15 protein-coding genes and 1 tRNA gene are annotated in these 20,849 nt (G+C 62.9%); 3 read left to right on the forward strand and 13 right to left on the reverse strand.

Annotated features, from left to right (window positions below; all coding sequences use genetic code 11):
• Positions 1–129: 129 nt before the first annotated feature.
• Complete coding sequence (locus ACVMIM_RS25365) at positions 130–2,811, forward strand: phosphoenolpyruvate carboxylase (protein WP_476115234.1); 2,682 nt, start codon at positions 130–132, stop codon at positions 2,809–2,811.
• A 769-nt stretch (positions 2,812–3,580) separates the two neighbouring features.
• On the opposite strand, the gene ACVMIM_RS25370 is transcribed toward ACVMIM_RS25365, so the two are convergent.
• The 3 genes from ACVMIM_RS25370 to ACVMIM_RS25380 form a co-directional block, all read right to left on the reverse strand.
• A complete protein-coding gene (locus ACVMIM_RS25370; protein ID WP_476115235.1) occupies positions 3,581–5,191 on the reverse strand; it encodes a hypothetical protein in 1,611 nt (536 codons plus the stop codon).
• Positions 5,192–5,195: 4 nt separating this feature from the next.
• Complete coding sequence (locus tag ACVMIM_RS25375; protein ID WP_476115236.1) at positions 5,196–7,433, reverse strand: oligosaccharide flippase family protein; 2,238 nt, start codon at positions 7,431–7,433, stop codon at positions 5,196–5,198.
• Positions 7,434–7,498: 65 nt separating this feature from the next.
• On the reverse strand, positions 7,499–8,188 hold the full coding sequence (locus ACVMIM_RS25380; protein ID WP_476115237.1) for a glycosyltransferase: 690 nt from the start codon (positions 8,186–8,188) through the stop codon (positions 7,499–7,501).
• Between the two features lie 218 nt (positions 8,189–8,406).
• Between ACVMIM_RS25380 and ACVMIM_RS25385 the strand changes: the two genes are divergently transcribed.
• Complete coding sequence (locus ACVMIM_RS25385; protein WP_476115239.1) at positions 8,407–8,658, forward strand: helix-turn-helix domain-containing protein; 252 nt, start codon at positions 8,407–8,409, stop codon at positions 8,656–8,658.
• Positions 8,659–9,173: 515 nt separating this feature from the next.
• On the opposite strand, the gene ACVMIM_RS25390 is transcribed toward ACVMIM_RS25385, so the two are convergent.
• Positions 9,174–9,258: transfer RNA gene (locus tag ACVMIM_RS25390), tRNA-Leu, on the reverse strand.
• A 183-nt stretch (positions 9,259–9,441) separates the two neighbouring features.
• Here ACVMIM_RS25390 and lipB point away from each other — a divergent pair.
• On the forward strand, positions 9,442–10,245 hold the full coding sequence (gene lipB, locus ACVMIM_RS25395; RefSeq protein ID WP_476115240.1) for a lipoyl(octanoyl) transferase LipB: 804 nt from the start codon (positions 9,442–9,444) through the stop codon (positions 10,243–10,245).
• A 12-nt stretch (positions 10,246–10,257) separates the two neighbouring features.
• On the opposite strand, the gene ACVMIM_RS25400 is transcribed toward lipB, so the two are convergent.
• From ACVMIM_RS25400 to nuoN, 9 genes are all read right to left on the reverse strand, one after another.
• Positions 10,258–11,508 (reverse strand): site-2 protease family protein, encoded by a 1,251-nt coding sequence (locus ACVMIM_RS25400; RefSeq protein WP_476115241.1) that lies wholly within the window; start codon positions 11,506–11,508, stop codon positions 10,258–10,260.
• Positions 11,509–12,139: 631 nt separating this feature from the next.
• Positions 12,140–12,823: an ABC transporter ATP-binding protein gene (locus ACVMIM_RS25405; protein ID WP_476115243.1), complete on the reverse strand. Its 684-nt coding sequence runs from the start codon at positions 12,821–12,823 to the stop codon at positions 12,140–12,142.
• Entirely contained in the window at positions 12,820–14,106 is a 1,287-nt protein-coding gene (locus tag ACVMIM_RS25410) for a lipoprotein-releasing ABC transporter permease subunit (RefSeq protein WP_476115245.1), read from the reverse strand. The genes ACVMIM_RS25405 and ACVMIM_RS25410 overlap by 4 nt, the downstream gene beginning before the upstream one ends.
• Positions 14,103–15,431: a proline--tRNA ligase gene (gene proS / locus ACVMIM_RS25415; RefSeq protein ID WP_278048061.1), complete on the reverse strand. Its 1,329-nt coding sequence runs from the start codon at positions 15,429–15,431 to the stop codon at positions 14,103–14,105. Before proS ends, ACVMIM_RS25410 begins: the two co-directional genes overlap by 4 nt.
• A gap of 572 nt (positions 15,432–16,003) precedes the next feature.
• Positions 16,004–16,288, reverse strand: a complete 285-nt coding sequence (locus ACVMIM_RS25420; protein WP_476115247.1) for a DUF1467 family protein — start codon at positions 16,286–16,288, stop codon at positions 16,004–16,006.
• The gene (gene mce / locus ACVMIM_RS25425; RefSeq protein WP_476115248.1) at positions 16,285–16,689 is read right to left on the reverse strand and encodes a methylmalonyl-CoA epimerase; all 405 of its coding nucleotides are present in this window, start codon (positions 16,687–16,689) and stop codon (positions 16,285–16,287) included. Before mce ends, ACVMIM_RS25420 begins: the two co-directional genes overlap by 4 nt.
• A 118-nt stretch (positions 16,690–16,807) precedes the next feature.
• Positions 16,808–18,478: a ribonuclease J gene (locus tag ACVMIM_RS25430; RefSeq protein WP_476115250.1), complete on the reverse strand. Its 1,671-nt coding sequence runs from the start codon at positions 18,476–18,478 to the stop codon at positions 16,808–16,810.
• Between the two features lie 95 nt (positions 18,479–18,573).
• Positions 18,574–19,395, reverse strand: a complete 822-nt coding sequence (locus tag ACVMIM_RS25435) for a biotin--[acetyl-CoA-carboxylase] ligase (protein ID WP_476115251.1) — start codon at positions 19,393–19,395, stop codon at positions 18,574–18,576.
• 4 nt (positions 19,396–19,399) lie between these two features.
• The gene (nuoN, locus tag ACVMIM_RS25440) at positions 19,400–20,836 is read right to left on the reverse strand and encodes an NADH-quinone oxidoreductase subunit NuoN (protein WP_476115252.1); all 1,437 of its coding nucleotides are present in this window, start codon (positions 20,834–20,836) and stop codon (positions 19,400–19,402) included.
• Positions 20,837–20,849: the final 13 nt, after the last annotated feature.

The raw sequence follows: 20,849 nt of genomic DNA on the forward strand, positions 1-20,849 counted from the left end.
CAGCCGAAGGTCGCGGAAAGCAAAAATATCTGTTCCGGAGCCGGCCATCTTCGCAGGCCGGATCCGGCTCGGTGCTGTCCGTACTTAGCGCAGCTCATCGACAATCGATGGACGATCGGGAAAGCGGCTTTGGAACAGAGCAAACGCATCAAGTTTCGTGAGGACGAGCGCAGTCTGCTGTTGCGCCTGCTGCTTCAGGTCGCGAGCGCACGCGAGCCCGAGATCGCCGCGGTGCTGAGCGGACGCAGGTCGCTTGTTGCGCTCGCCCCGGGGCAACGCATCCCGGCGCTTCAGGCCAGCGGCGTGTGGTTTCAGTTGCTGACGATTGTCGACGAGTTGCTTGCCATGCGGGCGCGACGCGAGCTCGAACAGGGCGCGGGCGCCGACGAAGTGCCCGGCTCTTTCGCCAGCGTGATTGCCGAGATGGCCGCGAACGGCCGTTCGGCGGCGGAGGCCCAGGCGGCGCTCGACGAGCTTTGCGTCGGCCCGACCATGACCGCCCATCCCACCGAGGCCAAACGTGTCACCGTTCTGGAGATCCACCGCCGCATCTATCGCAAGCTGACCGAGCTCGACCAGCCGCGCTGGGCGCCGCGCGAACGCGACCTCTTGATTGCCGATCTGGAAAGCGAGATCGAGCTTCTGTGGATGACGGGCGAGCTGCGGCTGGAGCGACCCACGGTCGAACGCGAGATCGCCTGGGGCCTGCATTTCTTCCGCGAAGTCATTTTCGAGGCAACGCCGCAGCTCTATGGCAAGCTTCAGAGCGCCTTCGAGCGCCACTATCCAGGCGAGCCGATCCGAATTCCGTCCTTCATGCGCTATGCCTCGTGGATCGGCGGCGACCGCGACGGCAATCCGAACGTGACGGCTGCGGTTACGGCTCACGCCATGGCCGAATACCGCAACACCGCCATAGGCTGGTATCTGGCGCAGGTGCAGCGGCTGGTGACGGTGCTCAGCGCCAGTTCGAACGTCGTCGACCTGCCGGCCGGCTTCAAGCCGGTGCTGCAAACAGCGCTGGATAAGAGTGGAGAGGCGCAAGAGATCGCCGCCCGCAATCCTGACGAACCGCTGCGCCAGTTCGCTTCGGCCCTGCTTGCCCGGCTGGTCGCCACGCGTGACCGCGGCACGGCGGCCTACCCCTCGGCGGAGGCGTTTCGCGCCGATCTCAACGCCCTCTCCTCAGTTCTCGCAGCGATCGGCGGGCGCACGGTCGCCAGGCGTTTCGTCCAGCCGCTCGTTTGGCAGGTCGGAAGCTTTGGCTTCCGCACGGTCTCGCTCGACATCCGGCAGAACTCCACAGTCGTCAATCGGGTGCTGGCCGAGCTGTTTGCGCAGATAGACCCCACCGATCCCATCGCCGCCGGCACGCCGCAATGGTCGGCGCGCATCCGCGCCGCGCTCAGCCAGGGCGAGCGGCTGCATATCGACGCAAGCCAACTCTCGCCGGAGGCAGGTGAACTGCTGTCGACATTCGCCGTCATCCGCGAACAAATATCCGGCGCGGATGCCGACGCTGTCGGCTCTTTCGTGCTGAGCATGACCCGCTCGGCCGACGACCTGCTCGCAGTCTATCTGCTGGCGCAATATTGCGGGCTCTCCACCGCGCCCGGCGGCGACGGCACGATTAGGCTGAGGATCGTGCCGTTGTTCGAGACCATCGCCGACCTGCAGGCTGCGCCCGGCATCCTGAACGCCTTGCTCGACGTTTCGCTCGTGCGGCGCACGGTGCGGGATTTCGGTGCGCGCCAGGAAATCATGCTTGGCTATTCGGATTCCAACAAGGACGGCGGTTTCCTCGCTTCCAATTGGGAATTGACAAAGGCGCAGAAGCGCCTCGCCGCCATCGGGCGCAAGCACAAGGTCAAGATCAGCTTCTTTCACGGTCGCGGCGGCTCCGTCAGCCGCGGCGGCGCGCCGACCGGCCGCGCGATCGCGGCGCAGCCGCAAGGCACCGTCGCCGGATCCATGCGGGTGACCGAACAGGGCGAGGTCGTATCGGCGAAATTCGCCAATCGCGGCACAGGCCTCAACCAGCTCGAGGTTCTAGCCGCGGCAGTGCTGGCGCACGGGATCCGATCGCCCGGCGATGGCGGAACGAAGGAAACGCCGGAGTTCGACGAAGCGCTGGAGGCGTTGGCGGGCATGTCGCAGGCGTCTTACGCCAGGTTGATCGCCGAGCCCGGCTTTCTCGATTACTTCAACCAGGCGAGCCCTGTCGCCGAACTGGCGCTCTTGAAAATGGGCTCGCGGCCGGATCGCCGCTTCGGCGCCAGCGGCATTGCCGACCTGCGCGCCATTCCGTGGGTGTTTGCGTGGAGCCAGAACCGGCATCTTTTGACCGGCTGGTATGGCATCGGCAGCGCGCTGAGCGCCTTCGTTTCGGTGCGCGGCGAGGCCGGGCGCGAGCTTCTCGCCCGCATGTTCGAGCACTCCCGCTTTTTCCGCCTGATCGTCGACGAGGCCGAAAAGACGCTCTACCAGTCCGACATGGAGATCGCGCGGCTCTATGCCGACCTGGTGTCCGACAGCGATGCAGCGGCCAGAATCCACGCCCGCATCGCCGCCGAATACGAGCTGACGCGACACCTGATCGGCGACCTCACGGGAGGCGATCTTTCCGCGCGCTTCCCGATGTTCAAGCGGCGTTTCGACAATCTGCGCCGGCAGATGGACGATATCCACCGCCTGCAGGTCGAGCTGCTGCGTGAGGCCCGGACAAGCACGGGCGCAGATCAGAAGCGGGCGACCGACGCCCTGCTTGTGTCGATCAATTGCATCTCGGCTGGCCTTGGGTGGACGGGATAGGATAGGCCCGTTTCAGGCTCGCAGTGCCTGTTTGTCGCTGGCAGTATTGCTCGCCTACGCAAATCGCGCAGGGCTTTCAGAGGCAATTCGTCACGAGAGTTTGGTGCGGTCGAGAATTCTTGCACTCTGAGGAAGTTCAATGACTTGCATAAGTTCGGGCCGAAAATGGCCGTTGCCAGCACTTACGGACTCAAATAGCGCGCCTGAACCCAAGGAGTTGGAAATGATCTACTTTCTGAAGGAAGGCCCCTTCGTCAAAATTGGCTATACCGATAGCCAGCGAATGGCCGTCTCGCATGACGGAACCTGCATCGTCGCGTAGTTCCGCGGCCAACCCTCACTCTGCAGCGGATGTACGGTTTGACGGGCGCCGAGACGCTACTCGCTCTGCGCCTGGCTCGGGGCGATGCACCCTTGGATATCGCACAGAGCTGGCACCTCAGCCGTACGACGATCCGCTCCCAACTCGCCTCGTTGTTCGCCAAGACCGAGACGAAGCGTCAGACGGAACTGGTAGCTCTTCTCGCGCGAATTTCCGTCTTGCCTAACGGGGCGATCACTCGCTGGAAGCAAGAGGGCGCGTCGCCTGCCGCATGAGTCCGGCTCAGGAAGGCAGGCGCCCTCTTAGGAAGAGGCAGAGCCTTTGCGGAACACGATTGCAAGTCCTTGCGCCGATGTGCTCCGGTACTGGGGCAGTTAGCCTGCCGTTGCGCTCTGGTTGCAACTATCTCGTTATTCCATGACCACCCCGAGTTGATCTCGTACGTACTCAAAGCATCTGCCAGATCGCGGCCTTGGCTGAACCGATAACGTCGGCCAACGGTTGCCCGGCATCGAGGTTCACCACCATCGTGCCTCCGAAAGTCAGTTGCTGCAGGGCCGGCACTCGCCTTCGAACGACCAGCGGATCCATGTCCGGCTCGCGCGTCATGATGAGTTCGGGGGTGGCCTGCAGTTTGATGACTAGATCCGGCGGCAGACGACGGGCAAGCGCATAAGAGCTGGCCTCGAAACGCCGAAGCCAGACTGGGACTTTGGCCAATCGGGGCATCAGCGGAGCATCGTTGAAGTCTATGATCTGGTCTTGGGGGAACCTATCGGCAACGACGACCATTCCACGGTCCGCACCGCGGCGCGCGGCCACCAGCTTCATCCGCTTCTCTACAGAGAGGACGCTTGCCCATACGGCGAGCAGAACACTGTAGAGGAGGCCCGGCGAACTGTCGGTCACGGTGCCATGCGAGCTGCCGGCGGGCTTGGTTCCAAGCGCCCAGGTGACCGTCGGCACCAGCAACTTGAACGGCAGCAACAGCAGCGATGGCCTACCACCCCCGGTGCCGAAATATATTGGGAGCACGTCAACTTCCGACTCCAGCCATTGGCGGATGGCTGTCACAAGCGTGGTCTTGCCGCTACCGTCGATCCCGACTACGGCCACCACCATGCCGCTGCCGGGCGTACGGCGGCTCCAGGGGCGGGGCACATGCAGGAACTGCTTGTTCAGACTTCCGGCGGTCCACAAGATTACCCGGCCGATACCGCGCAGCACGGCTTCTAGGCCATTGTAGGTTCGGTAAGCTGCCAGTTCTCTGCGAATCCGAGCGTGAAGGCGACGCCGGGCCGTGAAAGTCTGCGTCTCGAACAGTTCCTTGGCAATGGCTTCCGCGAGGTCCTTATTCACGAGCTTCGCCGCAAGATCACGGAAACTGTGCCGGTCGACCCGTAACGCCACATGCAGCCGGTCCAGTTCGAAGTTCTCCAGTAACCTTTGCCAGTGGCGAAACACGATGGGATCTCGACGCCGCAGCTCGAGGCTGGCTCGCACCACAAGCAGCAAAGCCTCGCTTGCCGGATCGAGCATCCGGAGAGGCAGTGCGGGGTGTCTGATCGCCGACGCTAGAAATAGGCGTTCCCAAGGAGGCTGATAGTTCCTCAAGATCGGTTCGCCGAGAACTAGTCGGAAGTGAAGATGGAGATGGACGATGCGCCCGCTCGGCTCGTCGTAGCCAAGAAAGCTCTGGACTGCAGGATGGCCGTGGCAATTGGAGGGTTCGAAGCGCTTGAGTCCGGAGCCGAGCAAGGCCTGGGCGGCCCGATGTTGATCAGATTTCGCAACAAGTAGATCAAGGTCCGATTCACCCAGCAAAACAGCTGGAAGACGCCGGCTGCTCCTCCAATAGCACCATTCGACGTTGCTTCGCTCCAATGCGGTCAGCGCCGTGAGCAGGGTGCTAAGTACCTTGAGCTCCCCGGCAGGCGTGGCGTTGGCATTTTTCGTTTCGCTGGCCAGGATCGCCGGAGATTCAGGCTCGCATTGCGGAACGCGGCTAGGCCGATGACCGGTGGGGATCATTGCACCGAACCCGATGAATTGGGACATGCGGCTATCTCCAGCGAGCTCTGAGCTGTCCCGACCTCAAGGCTAAAGCAGCAAAGACCAGACCGGGCAAGATGTTCAATCGCTTACGGATGTTGGTTGCCATTGCCAAGTTCCAGACGACCAGTGCGAGCGTGAAGCCGACCGCCGCTCCAGTCGCCCCGTCCATCGTTATGCCGGCCGCACAGGCAATGACGGCGGCCACGGCGCCGCCAACCATCGTCCTCGCGGCAGCCCACTCATTCTTGGTCATGGTCAGAAGGTTTAGTTGGGGCCCGCAAACCGCATTGCAGAGGTAACCCATGATGAGGATTCGTGCGATCGGTGCTCCCACAGCAAAATCCTCGCCGAACCAGCTTAGGAGAGGTTTGGTGACCACCAGCAACGCCATTGCCAATGCGAGCGCCCCGCTGAAACTCAGAACTGCTGCTCGTGAGAATAGCCGCTGCAGGCCGTCGTGATCCCCGCGGGCATGAAGATCCGCAGCAGTCGGCGAGAACATTGTGCTTACTGCGACACTCGAAAGCCCGACCAGCATCGCTACGTTCAGGCATAGGGCAAAAATGCCAGCCTCGCGGACCCGGCCCGTCCAACCCAAAAGCATGACCCCCGTTCGGCTTACGAAGGCATCAAGCCCGGTAATTAGCACGGTAGGAGGGATCACAGACCACCACAAACGCCCGGAATAACTCGCCCGCGCGCTTTGCATGTCAGTCGGCCGCAGCTTGATTGCCGTGGCGAGGACAAGCATCGCGGTAACGGCCGAGCTTGTGACTACCGCCATCATCGCGAAAGGGGCATCCAACGTTACCCAGCCCGAAAACGCCGCGCCACCCACCAGCGCCAACAGAAGCCCATCCCGCGCCACACGCTCGGGCAAAAGCGCGGACACCACGCCTCCAAAGGCGCGAATCAGGCTGGCGCCAAGCGTACAGAAGGTCATCAGCGGCACCGCCGCCATGGCGAGCAGCATTGCCCTCTGAAGTTCCTGGTGACTCTCTCCCGAAAAGGCGACGAGGCTGGCTCCTGTCAGTCCCGCCAGCATCGCGACCGAGAGCGACCACGAGAGCGCGAAGGTGATTACGCCGCGCGCTAGGTCCCAACGTCCAGCGGCCCTGTATTCCGGCACGAAGCGCAACAGCGACATGTTAAAGCCGAGCGTCGAGAGGGTGGCGAGAACGGTGCTCCATGCCAAGGCGTACGAGTAGGTGCCGTAGCTCGTCGCGCCGACCAGCCGCGCGATTCCAAGCTGTGCCATGCTGGTGAGGCCCGCACCACCGATATAGACCAGAAGGGCGAATATGCTCGCCTGCAATAGACGCCGGCCCACATCATGGGGACCCCGGTGGAACACAGCAACGGATGATCGGCCTGCGGTGCCCCCGAGTGAGGGGACATGAGTAACCCCGTCGGCCGCATGAAGTTCAGGCGACTGACTTTTCGAGCAGCCTTCCGTGCTTCCTTTGCTGTCCGCCAACCCGCCACCGCGCGTGTGGTTGGTGAAGGGAACGCCAGTTCGCGACAATCGCGTCTGGATTTCCTGTTCCACCTGACAAAGGCCGCTTGCGGTGGACAGTTCGTCGACTGCCCCAACCGAGACGTTGCTTCGCTGCGCGCTCCGGAGAACATTGCCAATCATTTCGAAAATATCGAAAAATTGCATATTGACAGCGACGTCTACTTCCAAGAACCGTTCCGCAGGCGGTTCGTGCACCATTCTAGTCTGAAGCCGCGCTTCCACGACATCGCGCGGAACTTTCATCCCAATCACCAGATCGGCCCGGGGCGTAGATTCGAGCGCTCGCACGATCAACCTGTCGTCTGCGGCGCCATTGAACATTGCAAGGGACCCGATCGCCTGCACAAAGCCTTGGTCGAATATGATTATGTTTGTTGATCCCTGCGCCTGTGTCCAGCAGCGTGACAGGCGAACTATGTACTGCCACATAATAATTCGCCGTATAAGGCCTTTTGGTGGTATTGTTATTAAAAGTTTATTTGCAGGCACAGTAGCACTATTTCGCCAAAATGAAGAAAGTAGCGCCAAAACTGTGATGAAAATGGCGGATGATATTCGGGAGATTACCGCGAAAATGCCGAAGCGGTCCCACCGGCCGCTTCTATCCCGGGGCAAGTAGCACAGGGCAACTTTGGCAACGTACCCATGGTCGCGCAAATGCTTGGCGAGGGCGTTCGCGAAGGTTGTTTTGCCGGATCCCGCTGGTCCGAAAAGTTCGATGATCATGCCGTTTCAATCCGGAGATCGTTGATCGGTTCAGCCCTCGATAGCCCATCAACAAAAGGTCGCCACTATCCCCGAGTCGGTGGTTCGTGTGTTGTTTGAGATTCACCTGGGCGAGAACGCTGACGGGCGGAGTGGACAAATTCCAGGAGAGATTCTCTTCTGCTCCGATGAAACTCGAGGAGGCTGCGCGCTAAGTTGCGTGGCGTCGGCCGAAAGTGACTAGCCGCCGCGAACGCGCCCACGTCGTTTCCCGAACCGGCTATCAGCCGTGCCATGCCTTTTCGGGTAAGCCACCAGCGCTCGAAAGCCCGATCGTTCCGGTTCTGGAAAACAGTCGCGGCAGTCCAGAGAGAGGCAAGCCATTGCAGGCTGCAGAAGACAGGGCGCAGGGCCGGCGCTCGTGGTTCCAGCAAAGAGAAGGTCCAGCCGAGACCGTTTATTGTGCGGACGACCGGCACCTGACGGCGCACTGCCGACGGGATGAGCAAATTGGGTTTGGTGTCGAAGCTTTGGATGATGTCCGGCCGGGCCTCTGCCATCAACCCGCGGACCGAGCGCAATGCGCTCAATTGCGCACTGCCAACGGCAAATCGATCGAGTTCAATGCGACGATGCGGAATTCCGTGGCGTAAAAACGCTGTTCCGTCGTCACTCGTTATGGCCGTCAGCCTAAAGCCCTTTTTGCGCAGCGACAGCACGAACGGAATACGCAGGCGATGGTCCTCGCCTCCTATGCAAACCAGGTAGGGGTCCATCTCGCCTCTCCCTAGAGGGCGGGGCACCTCAAGCGTACGACGTGGCTAGCGACTTGATTTTTTCTCATTGTCGGTTTGCAACCCTTGCGCCTGACATCCGCCCGGAGCACGCTAGGGGCATGCTTGCCCACTGTCCTCGTCCGTTTGAATGAAGCAGAGTGCCCGCGCCGCTACCAGTGTACCGAACCAGCTTCGACGACGCAGTTGGCGGGCAGCGAGTGCGCGTTGTCGGCGCGGAACGCAATCCGTTCGTCGTGTCGGCATTCCGCGAAATGCTGGAATGCGATGGTCATTTCGAGCTGGTGAACGCCGTGCAGAGCGGCAAGCAGTTCCTGGACCCGACGGCGGAGGCCGGCTTCGATGTAGCCGTCATCGGCTGGAAGCTTGCTGACATGGACGGCGCCGAAATCCTCGGAAGTCCAGAACCGCAAGCTCGACCTGCGCGTAACCGGGTTTTCCAACGATCATGACATCGGCATTCTGAAAAAGCGCGCGCCTTGGGGCGCAGGGCTATTGCTTCCAGTTCGACGATCCGCCGATCATTTTCGAGACGACCTGGCGGCCGCGCACGGGGCCGCTCCGCATCCCCTACATCGACATCAACAAGGTAAACACAGCTTACCGGCGTGAGCGCGAGCTGCTTGCGATGCTTTCCGATGGCTGGACCAATCTCCAGATCGCGACCCGGACCGGGTCTTGGAGAACACCGTGAAGTATCACCTCAAGAATCTCTACGACAAGCTCGGCGTGCGCAATCGCGCCATGACGGCGCGCTCTATTCAAGCGAAAAGCGTCGAAACCCCAAATCGTCCCTCGACTAATGCATATTGCCAAAAGTGCGCAGCGGTTCGGAAAACATGCCTCAAAACAAGAGTTGAAGCGCGTCGCCTGGATCCGTTTCAGCGCGACGCATTTGGCTCAAGGCCAGCCTGCGAGCTGCCGCCTCGATTGCGCCGGCCTTCAAAAGAAATTTTCGGGGAGGATTTGGTGCGGTCGAGAAGACTCGAACTTCCACGGGTTGCCCCACAGCGACCTCAACGCTGCGCGTCTACCAATTCCGCCACGACCGCACGTGGTAGGAGCCGGAACCGTCCGGCCCGGGGCCTGTAGCAAATCGTTTCCGGCGAAACAAGTGCGCTGAGCGGAATATTCGTCGCTCGTTCGCACAACCCGCCGCGGCCCGGCTTCATGCTGGCGAAACTGGACGTTTTGACCGATTGCCGCCATATGAGAGGAGCATCGAGAAAAGTTCCGTGACAGAACGCAGCCAGATCGCCACGTCGTTCCTTCCCCTCCCCGGTTCGGCGCCGGTGGAATGGGTGATCGAACCCGGCCTGACGTCCTATCCGGACGCGCTAACCTTCATGGAAGCGCGCGCCGAGGCGATCCGCAGCGGTGCTGCCGGCGAGATGGTCTGGCTGGTCGAGCATCCGCCGCTCTACACCGCCGGCACCAGCGCGCGACTAGAAGACCTGATCGATCCCGACCGCTTTCCGGTCTTTGCTGCAGGCCGCGGCGGCGAATACACCTATCACGGCCCCGGCCAGCGCGTGGCCTATGTCATGCTTGACCTGAAGCGCCGGCGCGAGGATGTGCGCGCCTTCGTCGCAGCACTCGAGCAATGGATCATCGCCACGCTTGCCGCCTTCAACGTGCGCGGCGAGCGGCGCGAGGACCGCGTCGGCGTCTGGGTGGTGCGGCCGGACCGGCCGGCGCTGCCGGATGGCATGCCGGCCGAAGACAAGATCGCGGCGATCGGCATCCGGCTGCGGCGCTGGGTGAGCTTTCATGCCATCAAAGACAAGATCGCGGCGATCGGCATCCGGCTGCGGCGCTGGGTGAGCTTTCATGGCATCGCCATCAATGTCGAGCCGGACCTCGGCCATTTCAGCGGCATCGTGCCCTGCGGCGTCTCGGACCATGGCGTGACCAGCCTCGTCGATCTCGGCCTGCCGGTCACCATGGCCGACCTCGACCTGGCACTGAAATCCGCCTTCGAGGATGTGTTCGGGCCTGCCGCCGTTCCGACGGCGGAGCCTGCTCGCAAGGTCGGCTGAGCCGCCCACTCGCTACATTAATTGTGCGGACGCCCACAGCATGCCGTAACCATGGATGGCAAAGACGGCGAGCAGCGCGCCAGCCACGGCCAGCCGGTCGAAGGTCTTGATCGGCTTCAGCTCGTGGCGCGGCTTCACGCCGCTGCCCATGGTGATCAGGCTCAGCATCGCGAACACCGCCCCCGCGATCAGCAGAAAGCTCGGCGAAAAACCGGCACGCCAGCCGAGCGCCAGAAGCGCCGACAAAAGCAGGAAGGACGCCAGCGCCAGTACGACCGGCCCCGGGCAGATCTGGCGCAGCACCTGGCCGCCGTCGAATTTCCACACCGGCACGAGATTGGCGATGTTGAACAGCGACGCGCAGCCGGCCAGCGTGGCCAAGAGCATGGCGACCAGCCGATGTCCTTCGCCGTCGGCGAAGCCGCTGGCGGCGATCAGCACCGGCACCAGGAAAGCGGAGAAGCCGGCGCCCATCAGCGCCACGAACGCCACCTCGAAGCGGCTGTCATAGGGCCTGCCGCCAATTGCGATGCCGCCAAGCAGCGGAATGAAGATCATCCGCGCCCGGCGATGCCCCGTCAGCCGGAAGGCGGCCATATGGCCGAGCTCGTGCAGGGCGACCACCGAGGTCAGGATTGCGGCAAGCGCGAGGCCGCCGGTATTGAGGCCGAAGAACGGCCACAGGATCAGGGCCGAAAGCACGGCAAAGCCGACTTGGCTCAGCGGGTGCTCGAACCAGCCGCCCTTGCGATAGGTGCCCGTTGCCGCCCAGACGTCGAGCTTGCGCAATTCGCGGCGCATGGCGAAGAAGCGGAAGATGAGGAAGGCGGCGCCGCGATAGCGGTCGGTCTGGGTGAGCGTGACCCGCGTGGCGTCTCCCTCCGGCACAAGCTCGGCGGTCTCGCGATAATTCCCCCAGAACGAGGGATCGAGCGCCGTGTCCTCGATGACGGTCATCGAGAAGCGGCTTCCCTCGCCGACGTCCTCGAACCGCGCCTTGCGTTCGATCGGCTGGCCGTCCCGACCATCCCAGGACAATCTGATCAGCGCCGTCCCCTCGCCGTCCAGGGGCTCGGCGGAGAGGATTTCGCCGGACCAGCCGGCATCGCCGCCGAACGGCCACAGCGCCTGCCAGAGGCGATTGCGGTCAGCCTGGATCACGCGGCTGACCGTCACCGTGCGCAGCCCGAGCGGCACGGTCATCAAAAGGAAGATCAGTCCGAGATTGCCGGCCACGAGAGTGACCATGACGATGACCGACACTTGCCTTGGCTCCCCTGTCTTGGGCTCCTGTCCAGAGGGGCAGCCTAGCGTCGGCGCGGCCAAGAAAGACTTAACAAAGGGCGGGGTCTTCCCTGCCCCGACATGGGCGGGCTCAGGCCCGCCCGAACAAAGGGCGGGCGATTGCCCGTCCCGTACAGCGGCAAGGCCGCCCGATCACATGGCGCCGATCCAGATCGCCATGGAAACGAGAAAGGTGCTCATGCAAACCAGCGAGACGACATCCTGAACCAGATCAGACATAACTCTCTCCGTTGTTAGAATGTTCGCAATTTGTTCTAATTTTGTTCGAATGTCAACGATAGCCGAGAGCACGTCTCAACGAATTCGGGCCAAGCGTTTGGGCAAGGTTAAGGAAAGGTTAGCGGGCTCGATTGGCCAATGCGCCGATGGCTTCGTCATTCTAGGGCGGAGCAAGGAGCGAAGCGACGCGCGCAGACCCTAGAATCCATGCCGTGAGATTGATGCTTCGCTACGGTGCAGAACAAGGCTTCCAGGAGCCGCCCTCGGCCCCTTCTGCGGCGTTGCATTCTTCAGCAGAGGTAACGGATGGATCCTAGGGTCTTCGCTCCGCTTCGCGGAGCTTCGCCCTAGGATGACGACATTGGAAGCCTCAGAGAGGCACGACCTTGCCCTCGGCCAGCGTCACCCGCCGGTCCATGCGCGAGGCCAGCTCGTGGTTGTGGGTGGCGATCAGCGCCGCCAGCCCCGACTGCCGGACCAGCGCCTCCAGCGCGTCGAACACATAGGAAGCGGTGACCGGGTCGAGATTGCCGGTCGGCTCGTCGGCCAGGAGCACCAGCGGCGCGTTGGCGACGGCGCGGGCAATGGCGACGCGTTGCTGCTCGCCGCCGGAAAGCTCGGCCGGCCGGTGCTGCGCGCGCTTGCCGATCTGCATATAGTCGAGGAGCTGCGCCGCCCGCTCGGAGGCTTCCTTGCGGCCGAGCCCTTTGATCAGCTGCGGCATCATGATGTTCTCGAGCGCCGAGAACTCCGGCAGCAAATGATGGAACTGATAGACGAAGCCGACATCGTTGCGGCGGATCGCGGTGCGTTCCTCGTCCGACAGCCGGCCGCAGGCACGGCCGGCGAGGATCACGTCGCCCGCATCGGGCCGCTCCAGCAGCCCCGCCGTGTGCAAAAGGGTGGACTTGCCCGTGCCCGACGGCGCCACGAGTGCCACCATCTCGCCGCGCCTGAGCGAAAAATCGACGCCGTTCAGGATGGTGAGCTTGCGCGGCCCCTGGACATAGTGCCGTTCGACGCCCTTCAACTCGATAATGGCCTCGGCCATCATTCGTACCTCAAGGCTTCGACGGGGTCGAGCCGGGCGGCCCGCCAGGCCGGGAACACCGTCGCGAGGAACGACAGGGCCAGCGCCATGATCACGACATAGGTCGTCTCGCGCGGATCCATCTTCGCCGGCAGCTGGCTGAGGAAATAGAGCTCGGGATTGAAGAGGATCCTGCCGGTCATCCAGGAGAAGAACTGGCGGATCGATTCGATGTTGATGCAGATGACGACGCCGAGCAGCACGCCGGCGATCGTGCCGGTGACGCCGATCGCCGCGCCGGTCATCAGGAAGATGCGCAGGATCGCGCCGCGCGAGGCGCCCATCGTGCGCAGGATGGCGATGTCGTGGCCCTTGTCCTTCACCAGCATGATGAGGCCGGAAATGATGTTGAGCGCCGCCACCAGCACGATCAGCGTGAGAATCATGAACATGACGTTGCGCTCGACCTGCAGGGCCGAGAAGAAGGTCTCGTTGCGCTGGCGCCAGTCGACAAGGTCGACCGGCCGCTGCGCCGCCTGCTCGACCAGCGGCTTCAGCGCGTCGACATTGTCGGGATTGTCGACATAGATCTCGATGGTCTGCGCGCGCCCGTCCATGTTGAAATAGAGCTGCGCCTCGGAAAACGGCATGTAGACGATCGAGCTGTCATATTCCGACATGCCGACCTCGAAGATCGCCGCCACCTTGTAGCCCTTCATGCGCGGCGTGGTGCCGAGCGGCGTCACGTCGCCTTCCGGAGAGATCAGCGTGATGGTGTCGCCGAGCACCAGCCCCAGGCTTTCGGCCATGCGCTTGCCGATCGCCACCCCGTCGCCGGTGTCGAAGCCGTCGAGCGTGCCCTGCTTGATGTTGTTTGCAACGATCGAAATCTTGCCGAGGTCCTCGCCGCGGATGCCGCGCACCAGCGCGCCCGTGCCGCCGCCGACATTGCCTTGCGCCAGCACCTGGCCGTCGATCAGCGGGATGGCGTATTTGACGCCCGAAACACCGTTGATGCGGCTCGCCACCTGGGCGTAATCCTCCAGCGGCGAATCGAGCGGCTGCACGATGAGATGGCCGTTGACGCCGAGGATGCGGGTGAGCAGCTCGGCGCGAAAACCGTTCATCACGGCCATGACGACGATCAGCGTCGCGACGCCCAGCATGATGCCGAGGAAGGAGATCGAGGCGATGACCGAGATCACCGTCTCCTTGCGCCGCGAGCGCAGATAGCGCCAAGCCACCATGCGCTCGAAGCCGGAAAAGGCGCCCGCCGCTGATCTGGCCGCTGCCGCCGCCTCGCTCATGCGGCGATACCCAGGCGCTTCTTGGCCTCGGCGATCGGCAGCGTCTCGCGCTCGCCCGACTTGCGGTTCTTGATCTCGACCTCGCCGGCGGCCACGCCGCGCGGGCCGACGATCACCTGCCACGGCAGGCCGATCAGGTCCGCGGTGGCGAATTTGCCGCCGGGACGCTGGTCTGTGTCGTCATAGAGCACGTCCTTGCCGGCAGCGTTAAGCGCCGCATAGAGCTCGTCGCAGACGCGGTCGCATTCGGCGTCGCCGACCTTCATGTTGATCAGGCCGATATCGAAGGGCGCCACGGCTTCCGGCCAGATGATGCCGTTCTCGTCATGGCTCGCCTCGATGATCGCCGCGACCAGCCGCGAAGGACCGATGCCGTAGGAGCCACCCGAGGCGTAGTGGTCCTTGCCGTCGGGACCGGTCACCTTGGCGTTCATCGGCTTGGAGTATTTCTCGCCGAAATGGAAGATATGGCCGACTTCGATGCCGCGCGCGGAGAGCCGGTCGCCTTCGGCGACTTTCTCCCAAGCTGCCTCGTCATGCATTTCGTCGGTGGCGGCATACGGCGTCGTCCATTTCTTTACGATGCCGCCGATCTCGGCATCGTTTGAGAAGTTGGTATCCGCGCCCGGCACGTCGAGCGCGAGATAAGCGCGGTCGCAGAACACCTGGCTCTCGCCGGTCTCCGCCAGGATGATGAACTCATGGCTGAGATCGCCGCCGATCGGACCGGTATCGGCGCGCATCGGAATGGCCTGGAGGCCCATGCGCGTGAACGTCCTGAGATAGGAGACGAACATGCGGTTGTAGGCGGCCCTGGCGCCTTCGAAATCGAGGTCGAAGGAATAGGCATCCTTCATCAGGAACTCTCTGCTGCGCATCACGCCGAAGCGCGGGCGCACCTCGTCGCGGAACTTCCACTGGATGTGATAGAGATTGAGCGGCAGGTCCTTGTAGGATTTCACGTAAGCGCGAAAAATTTCGGTGACCATCTCCTCGTTGGTCGGGCCGTAGAGCATGTCGCGGTCTTGGCGGTCCTTAATGCGCAGCATCTCCTTGCCGTAATCATTGTAACGGCCGCTTTCGCGCCACAGATCGGCCGACTGGATGGTCGGCATCAGGATTTCCAGCGCGCCGGCGCGGTTCTGTTCCTCGCGGATGATCTGGCAGACCTTGTCCAGCACGCGCTTGCCCAATGGCAGCCACGAAAAGCTGCCCTGCCCCTGCTGGCGGATCATGCCGGCGCGCAGCATCAGCCGGTGCGAGACGATCTCGGCCTCGCGGGGATTTTCTTTGAGAATGGGCAGGAAATAGCGCGACAAACGCATGGACTGGTCCGTGAATGAAGATGGGGCGCGGGAATCGGCGCGCCTCAGGCTGATTGCCCGGGCTTCATAGCCATTTCATGGCCGAATGGAAACCCGAGTGCCCCAAAGTATCGGACCTTCTGCACCTTACCAAAAAGACGATTTTGGCTGCAAAGTGCCGCGAATGGCTTTTTGATCGATTCACAAGCAAGCCCTGCCGTACTATTGTGCAGTGCAGCACGATATTGCCTGTTTGGAGGCAAAATTCTTCGTGACATTTTCACCTGCCTTGGTCTAGTGTGCGCCGATAACCGAGAGGGCGGAGAAAAATCTGCTCTCCTACGCGGTCAAAGTCTTGGGAGGATGCGATCTAGGCGCGGTAACTCGCTGCCGCCGGACACCGGAAACGGATCGGACGCGTTTAAATTGCAAGGCCTCGTGCCTTGCATTTTTTTTGTGCAATCATCTGCTTAGCACAACCATCTGCCAAACGACGTCAGGCATGATCGGGCGCCGGAATCGGAAGCCGGCTTCCGATCTCAACCTTGGCGCGCGCATGCTGCTCAATACTTGCGGAAACTAGGCCCGCAGCGTCAGTGACTGGCGTCCGGCGTGAAGTTCGGCATGATCCGCATGATGTCGTCGAAGCTAAACCCCAGGCCCATCGTCAGGCCGTAGAGAATGCCCATCACCAACACCGTCACGACCGTCGCGCGGAGGAAAGCGCGCAGCATATGCGGGCCGCCCGGCGCGCTGGAAACGGTGCCAAGCGTGACATCCTGATCGTCGTCCTGGGTGCGCAGGCTGAACGGGAGAACAATAAACAGCACCAGCCACCAGGTGACGAAGAACAGCGCGGTGAACAGGATCCAGTTCATGCCTGCTCCAGTTCGACCAACGTGCCGAAGAAATCCTTGGGATGCAGGAACAGCACCGGCTTGCCATGCGCGCCGATCTTCGGGCTGCCGTCGCCCAACACGCGTGCGCCGCTTTGCTTCAAATGATCGCGGGTAGCCAGGATATCGTCGACCTCATAGCAGACGTGATGCATGCCGCCCGAAGGGTTCTTCTCAAGGAACGTAGCGATGGGCGATGTCTCGCCCAGCGGCTCCAGCAGCTCGATCTTGGTGTTGCCGACATCGACGAACACGACGGTCACGCCATGCTCCGGCAGCGCCTGCGGCTCGCTCAATCGCGCGCCCAGCATATCGCGGTAGGCGGCAGCCGCCGCGGCGAGGTCCGGCACGGCAAGCGCGACATGGTTCAGGCGTCCAAGCATAAGGCGCTCCGCTTTAGGGGAGTAAGGCAGTAGGGCAGTAAGGGAGTAGGGGAAAACAAGGCTGACCGCTCGTTCTTCCCTACTCCCCTACTGCCTTACTCCCCTATTCCCTTGTTCGTCACCGCGTGACGAATACTGTCACCAGCGGCTTCTTGCCCCAGGCCTCGTTGGCGGCGGCGCGCACGGCGCGGCGCACCGCCTCCTGCACCAGGTCGAGGTCTTTTCGGCGCTGACGCGGAATGGAGTCCACCGCGCCGATTGCCGCATCGAGCATCAGGTCCTCCAGCGTCTCGCCGCTGGCATCCGCTTCCGCAACGCCGATCGCCACAAGGTCGGGGTCGCCGGCAAGCTCATATTTCTCGTCGAGCACGACATTGACCGCGACATGGCCGGCGAAGGAAAGCTTGCGGCGATCGCGTATGCCCATCGCCTGGTCGGTGCCGATCAACAGGCCGTCCTTGTAGAGCCGGCCGAACGGCACCTGGTCGATAATCGTCGCCGGGCCGGGCCACAGCCTCAGCATGTCGCCGTCGCGCACCTGCGCCACCTGGCCGATGCCCGACATCGACATCAACGAGCCCTGCGCCACCAGATGCGCCGCCTCGCCATGCACGGGAACGCCGATCTGCGGCCGCACCCATTCATACATCTTGCGCAATTCGCTGCGGCGCGGATGGCCGGAGACATGCACCAGCGCGTCGCCGTCCTCGATGATCTTCATGCCGAGATCGATCAGCCGGTTCTTGATCTCGAGGATCGCCTTCTCGTTGCCTGGAATGGTGCGCGAGGAAAACACGACCGTATCGCCGGCGGTCAGGGCGACCGACTTCATCTCGTCGCGCGAAAGCTTTGCAAGCGCCGCCAGCGGCTCGCCCTGGCTGCCGGTACAGATGATCACCAGATTCTCGCGCGGAATATAGCCGTAATCCTCCTCGGAGATGAACTCCGGCAGGCCGTCCATATAGCCGAGCTCGCCCGCCACATCGATGACGCGCTTCAGCGAGCGGCCGAGCACGAGGCACTGGCGGCCGGCATCGCGTGCCGCCCTGGCGATCGAGACGATGCGTCCGACATTGGAGGAGAAGGTGGTGACCGCGACGCGGCCTTTGGCTTGCTCGATGACACCCTTGAGACCCTCGCCGACCGCCACTTCGGACGGCGATTCCCCCTCCCTCAACGCGTTGGTGGAGTCGCAGATCAGCGCCAGCACGCCCTTGTCGCCATAGGCGCGGAAGCGTGCTTCGTCGGTCTTGGGGCCGATCGTCGGCGCCGGATCGATCTTCCAGTCGCCGGTATGGATCACGGTGCCGGCGGGCGTGGTGATCGCCAGCGACATCGGCTCGGGAATCGAGTGCGCCACCGGGATCGCCTCGATCTCGAAAGGTCCGATGGTGAACGTCTCGCCGGCCCGGTAAATCGACGCCGGGATCTTCGGCGCGTTCTGCTCGCCCTGCCGCTTGGCCTCGAGCAGGCCGGCGGTGAACGGCGTCATCCAGACAGGGACTTTAAGCTTCGGCCAGATATCGAGCAGCGCGCCGTAATGGTCCTCATGTGCATGGGTGATGACGATACCGCGCAGCCCGTCGATATTCTCCTCGATGAAGCGCGTATCGGGCAGGATCAGATCGACACCGGGATGCGCCGAGTCCGGGAAGGTGACGCCGACATCGACGATGATCCATTCGCGCGCGTCCGCGGGCCCAAAGCCGTAAAGGGCGAAGTTCATGCCGATCTCGCCGACGCCGCCCAGCGGCGCGAAGACGAGTTCGGCGTTTTCTCTGTTCGCCATCAATCCTTTCCTTCCTGGCCGTCAGGCCAAGCCGTTGGAGCAAATCCCGGAAAAGCGTGTCACGGCTTTCCCTCCGGAACTGCACAGAAACAAAACTATACCCGGGCCGAGGCGACGGCGCCGAAATGCACGTCGCCGGCCGCGATCGTCAAAACCGATCCCTCATCGTCGCGGATCACGAAACGGCAGTCCTCGTCAATGGTTTCGAAGACGCCACGCACGACATTGCCGTCAATTCTGACGGCAACCTCGCCGCCGAGCCCTGCCGCGCGGGCAAGCCAGCGCTTTCTGATGGCATCGAGCCCGCGCCCGTCATCCCATAGCCGGGCATTCTCGCTCCAGGCATCCGAAAGCGCCAGGAACAGCGTTTCGGCATCGCAATCGGCGCCCAATGCCCGCAGCGACGTCCCGGGATAAGGCAGATTTTCCGGGTAAGCCACGACATTGACGCCGATGCCGATGGCAACCGCGAAGCGGCTCCCCTCCAGCATGGTCGATTCCAGCAGGATCCCGGCAAGCTTGGCGCCCGAAGCCAGCACGTCGTTCGGCCATTTCAGCTCGAAGCGGTTGCGGCCCTGGCTTGCGCCATCCAAGGCGACGGCGATCCGGCCTTTCGGCACGACGGCGTCGAGCGCGTCGGCCAGCGCCAGCCCCGCGACGAAGCCGAGCGTCGCGGCCAGCCGAAGCTCGCCGCCGGGGACCAGGAGCAGCGTCGCCGCGAGATTGCCCTCGGGCGTCGCCCAGGCGCGGCCGCGCCGGCCGCGGCCGCTCTCCTGCTTCTTCGAAACGACCCACAGCTTGCCTGGATCGCCGGCGCGCGCATGCTCCAGCGCCAGCGCGTTGGTCGAGCCGACGCTGTCATGCGCCTCGAGCCGGAACCCCTCCGACGCCGCGGTTGGAGCCAGCCGAAATGCCATCCCGTCAGAAGAAGGTCTTCGCGGCGGCTTCGGCATAATTGCCGATCGGCCCGCCGATCAGCACGTAGAACAGCACGAAGGCGCCGCTGACGCCGAGCACCAGGCGCAGCTCACTCGCCATAGGCACGAAGCCGCCGACCGGCTCGTCGAACCACATGATCTTGATGATGCGCAGGTAATAATAGGCGCCCACCACCGAAGCCAGCACGCCGATGATCGCCAGCGCATAGAGATGCGCGTTGATGGCCGCGAGGAACACGTACCACTTCCCCCAGAAGCCGGCGAGCGGCGGAATGCCGGCCAGCGAGAACATCAGGATGGTAAGGATGGTCGCCATGATCGGGTTGGTCGAGGCGAGACCGGCCAGGTCGCCGATCTGCTCGACATTGCCTTCCTTGCGCCGCATGGCGAGGATGAAGGCGAAGGTGCCGAGCGTCATCACCAGATAGATCAGCATGTAGATGGCGACGCCCCGCACGCCGGCCTGGCTGTTGGCGGCAAGGCCGACCAGCGCATAGCCCATGTGGCCGATCGAGGAGTAGGCCATCAGACGCTTGATGTTGGTCTGGCCGATGGCAGCGAAAGAACCCAGCGCCATCGAGGCGATCGAAATGAAAACGACGATCTGCTGCCAGTCGGAGGCGATCGGCTTGAAGGCGCCCATGGTGACGCGCACGATCAGCGCCATCGCCGCCATCTTCGGCGCGGCGGCCAGGAAGGCGGTGATCGGCGTCGGCGCGCCTTCATAGACATCCGGCGTCCACATGTGGAACGGCACGGCCGAGATCTTGAAGGCGAGGCCGGCCAGCACGAACACCAGGCCGAAGACGAGACCGAGCTGGCGCTCGCCGCTGCCAAGCGCCGTGGCGATCTCCTGGAAACCGGTATTGCCGGTATAGCCGTAGACGAGGCTGATGCCGTAAAGCAGCATGCCCGACGACAGCGCGCCGAGGACGAAGTATTTCAGCCCCGCCTCGGTCGAGCGCAGATTGTCGCGGTTGATGGCCGCCAGCACGTAAATCGCCAGCGACTGCAGCTCGAGCCCGAGATAGAGCCCGATCATGCCGTTGGCCGAGATCATCAGCATCATGCCGAGCGTGCAGAGCAGCACAAGCACCGGGAATTCGAACTTGTCGAAATGTTCCTGCTTGGCAAAGCGCATCGACATGACCAGTGTCACCGCAGAGCCGATCAGCGCCAGCATTTTCATGAAACCGCCGAAGGAATCCTGGACGAAGGCGCCGCCATAGGCAGCGCCCTGACCGCCGGAGAAAGCGAGCCACAGGCCGGCCACAACCAGAACGAGGACGGCAAGGCCGGTCACGGTCATGGTGCTGTTGGAGCGCGAATAGGCCCCGATCAGCAGGAGTACCAGCGCGCCGACGGCGAGGATCAGTTCCGGTGTCGAGAGCGAAAGGCTGGAGATAAGGTCCGGCGTCATGGTCTATTCCCCA

It is taken from the genome of Mesorhizobium sp. USDA 4413 (assembly GCF_056280365.1).

Bases quoted from the DNA above. Each gene is read 5' to 3' on its own strand.
- ACVMIM_RS25370 (WP_476115235.1), bottom strand. From the start codon at position 5,191: ATGTCCCAATTCATCGGGTTCGGTGCAATGATCCCCACCGGTCATCGG.
- ACVMIM_RS25375 (WP_476115236.1), bottom strand. From the start codon at position 7,433: ATGATCATCGAACTTTTCGGACCAGCGGGATCCGGCAAAACAACCTTC.
- ACVMIM_RS25380 (WP_476115237.1), bottom strand. From the start codon at position 8,188: ATGGACCCCTACCTGGTTTGCATAGGAGGCGAGGACCATCGCCTGCGT.
- ACVMIM_RS25405 (WP_476115243.1), bottom strand. From the start codon at position 12,823: ATGATGGCCGAGGCCATTATCGAGTTGAAGGGCGTCGAACGGCACTAT.
- ACVMIM_RS25410 (WP_476115245.1), bottom strand. From the start codon at position 14,106: ATGAGCGAGGCGGCGGCAGCGGCCAGATCAGCGGCGGGCGCCTTTTCC.
- proS (WP_278048061.1), bottom strand. From the start codon at position 15,431: ATGCGTTTGTCGCGCTATTTCCTGCCCATTCTCAAAGAAAATCCCCGC.
- ACVMIM_RS25420 (WP_476115247.1), bottom strand. From the start codon at position 16,288: ATGAACTGGATCCTGTTCACCGCGCTGTTCTTCGTCACCTGGTGGCTG.
- mce (WP_476115248.1), bottom strand. From the start codon at position 16,689: ATGCTTGGACGCCTGAACCATGTCGCGCTTGCCGTGCCGGACCTCGCC.
- ACVMIM_RS25430 (WP_476115250.1), bottom strand. From the start codon at position 18,478: ATGGCGAACAGAGAAAACGCCGAACTCGTCTTCGCGCCGCTGGGCGGC.
- ACVMIM_RS25435 (WP_476115251.1), bottom strand. From the start codon at position 19,395: ATGGCATTTCGGCTGGCTCCAACCGCGGCGTCGGAGGGGTTCCGGCTC.
- nuoN (WP_476115252.1), bottom strand. From the start codon at position 20,836: ATGACGCCGGACCTTATCTCCAGCCTTTCGCTCTCGACACCGGAACTG.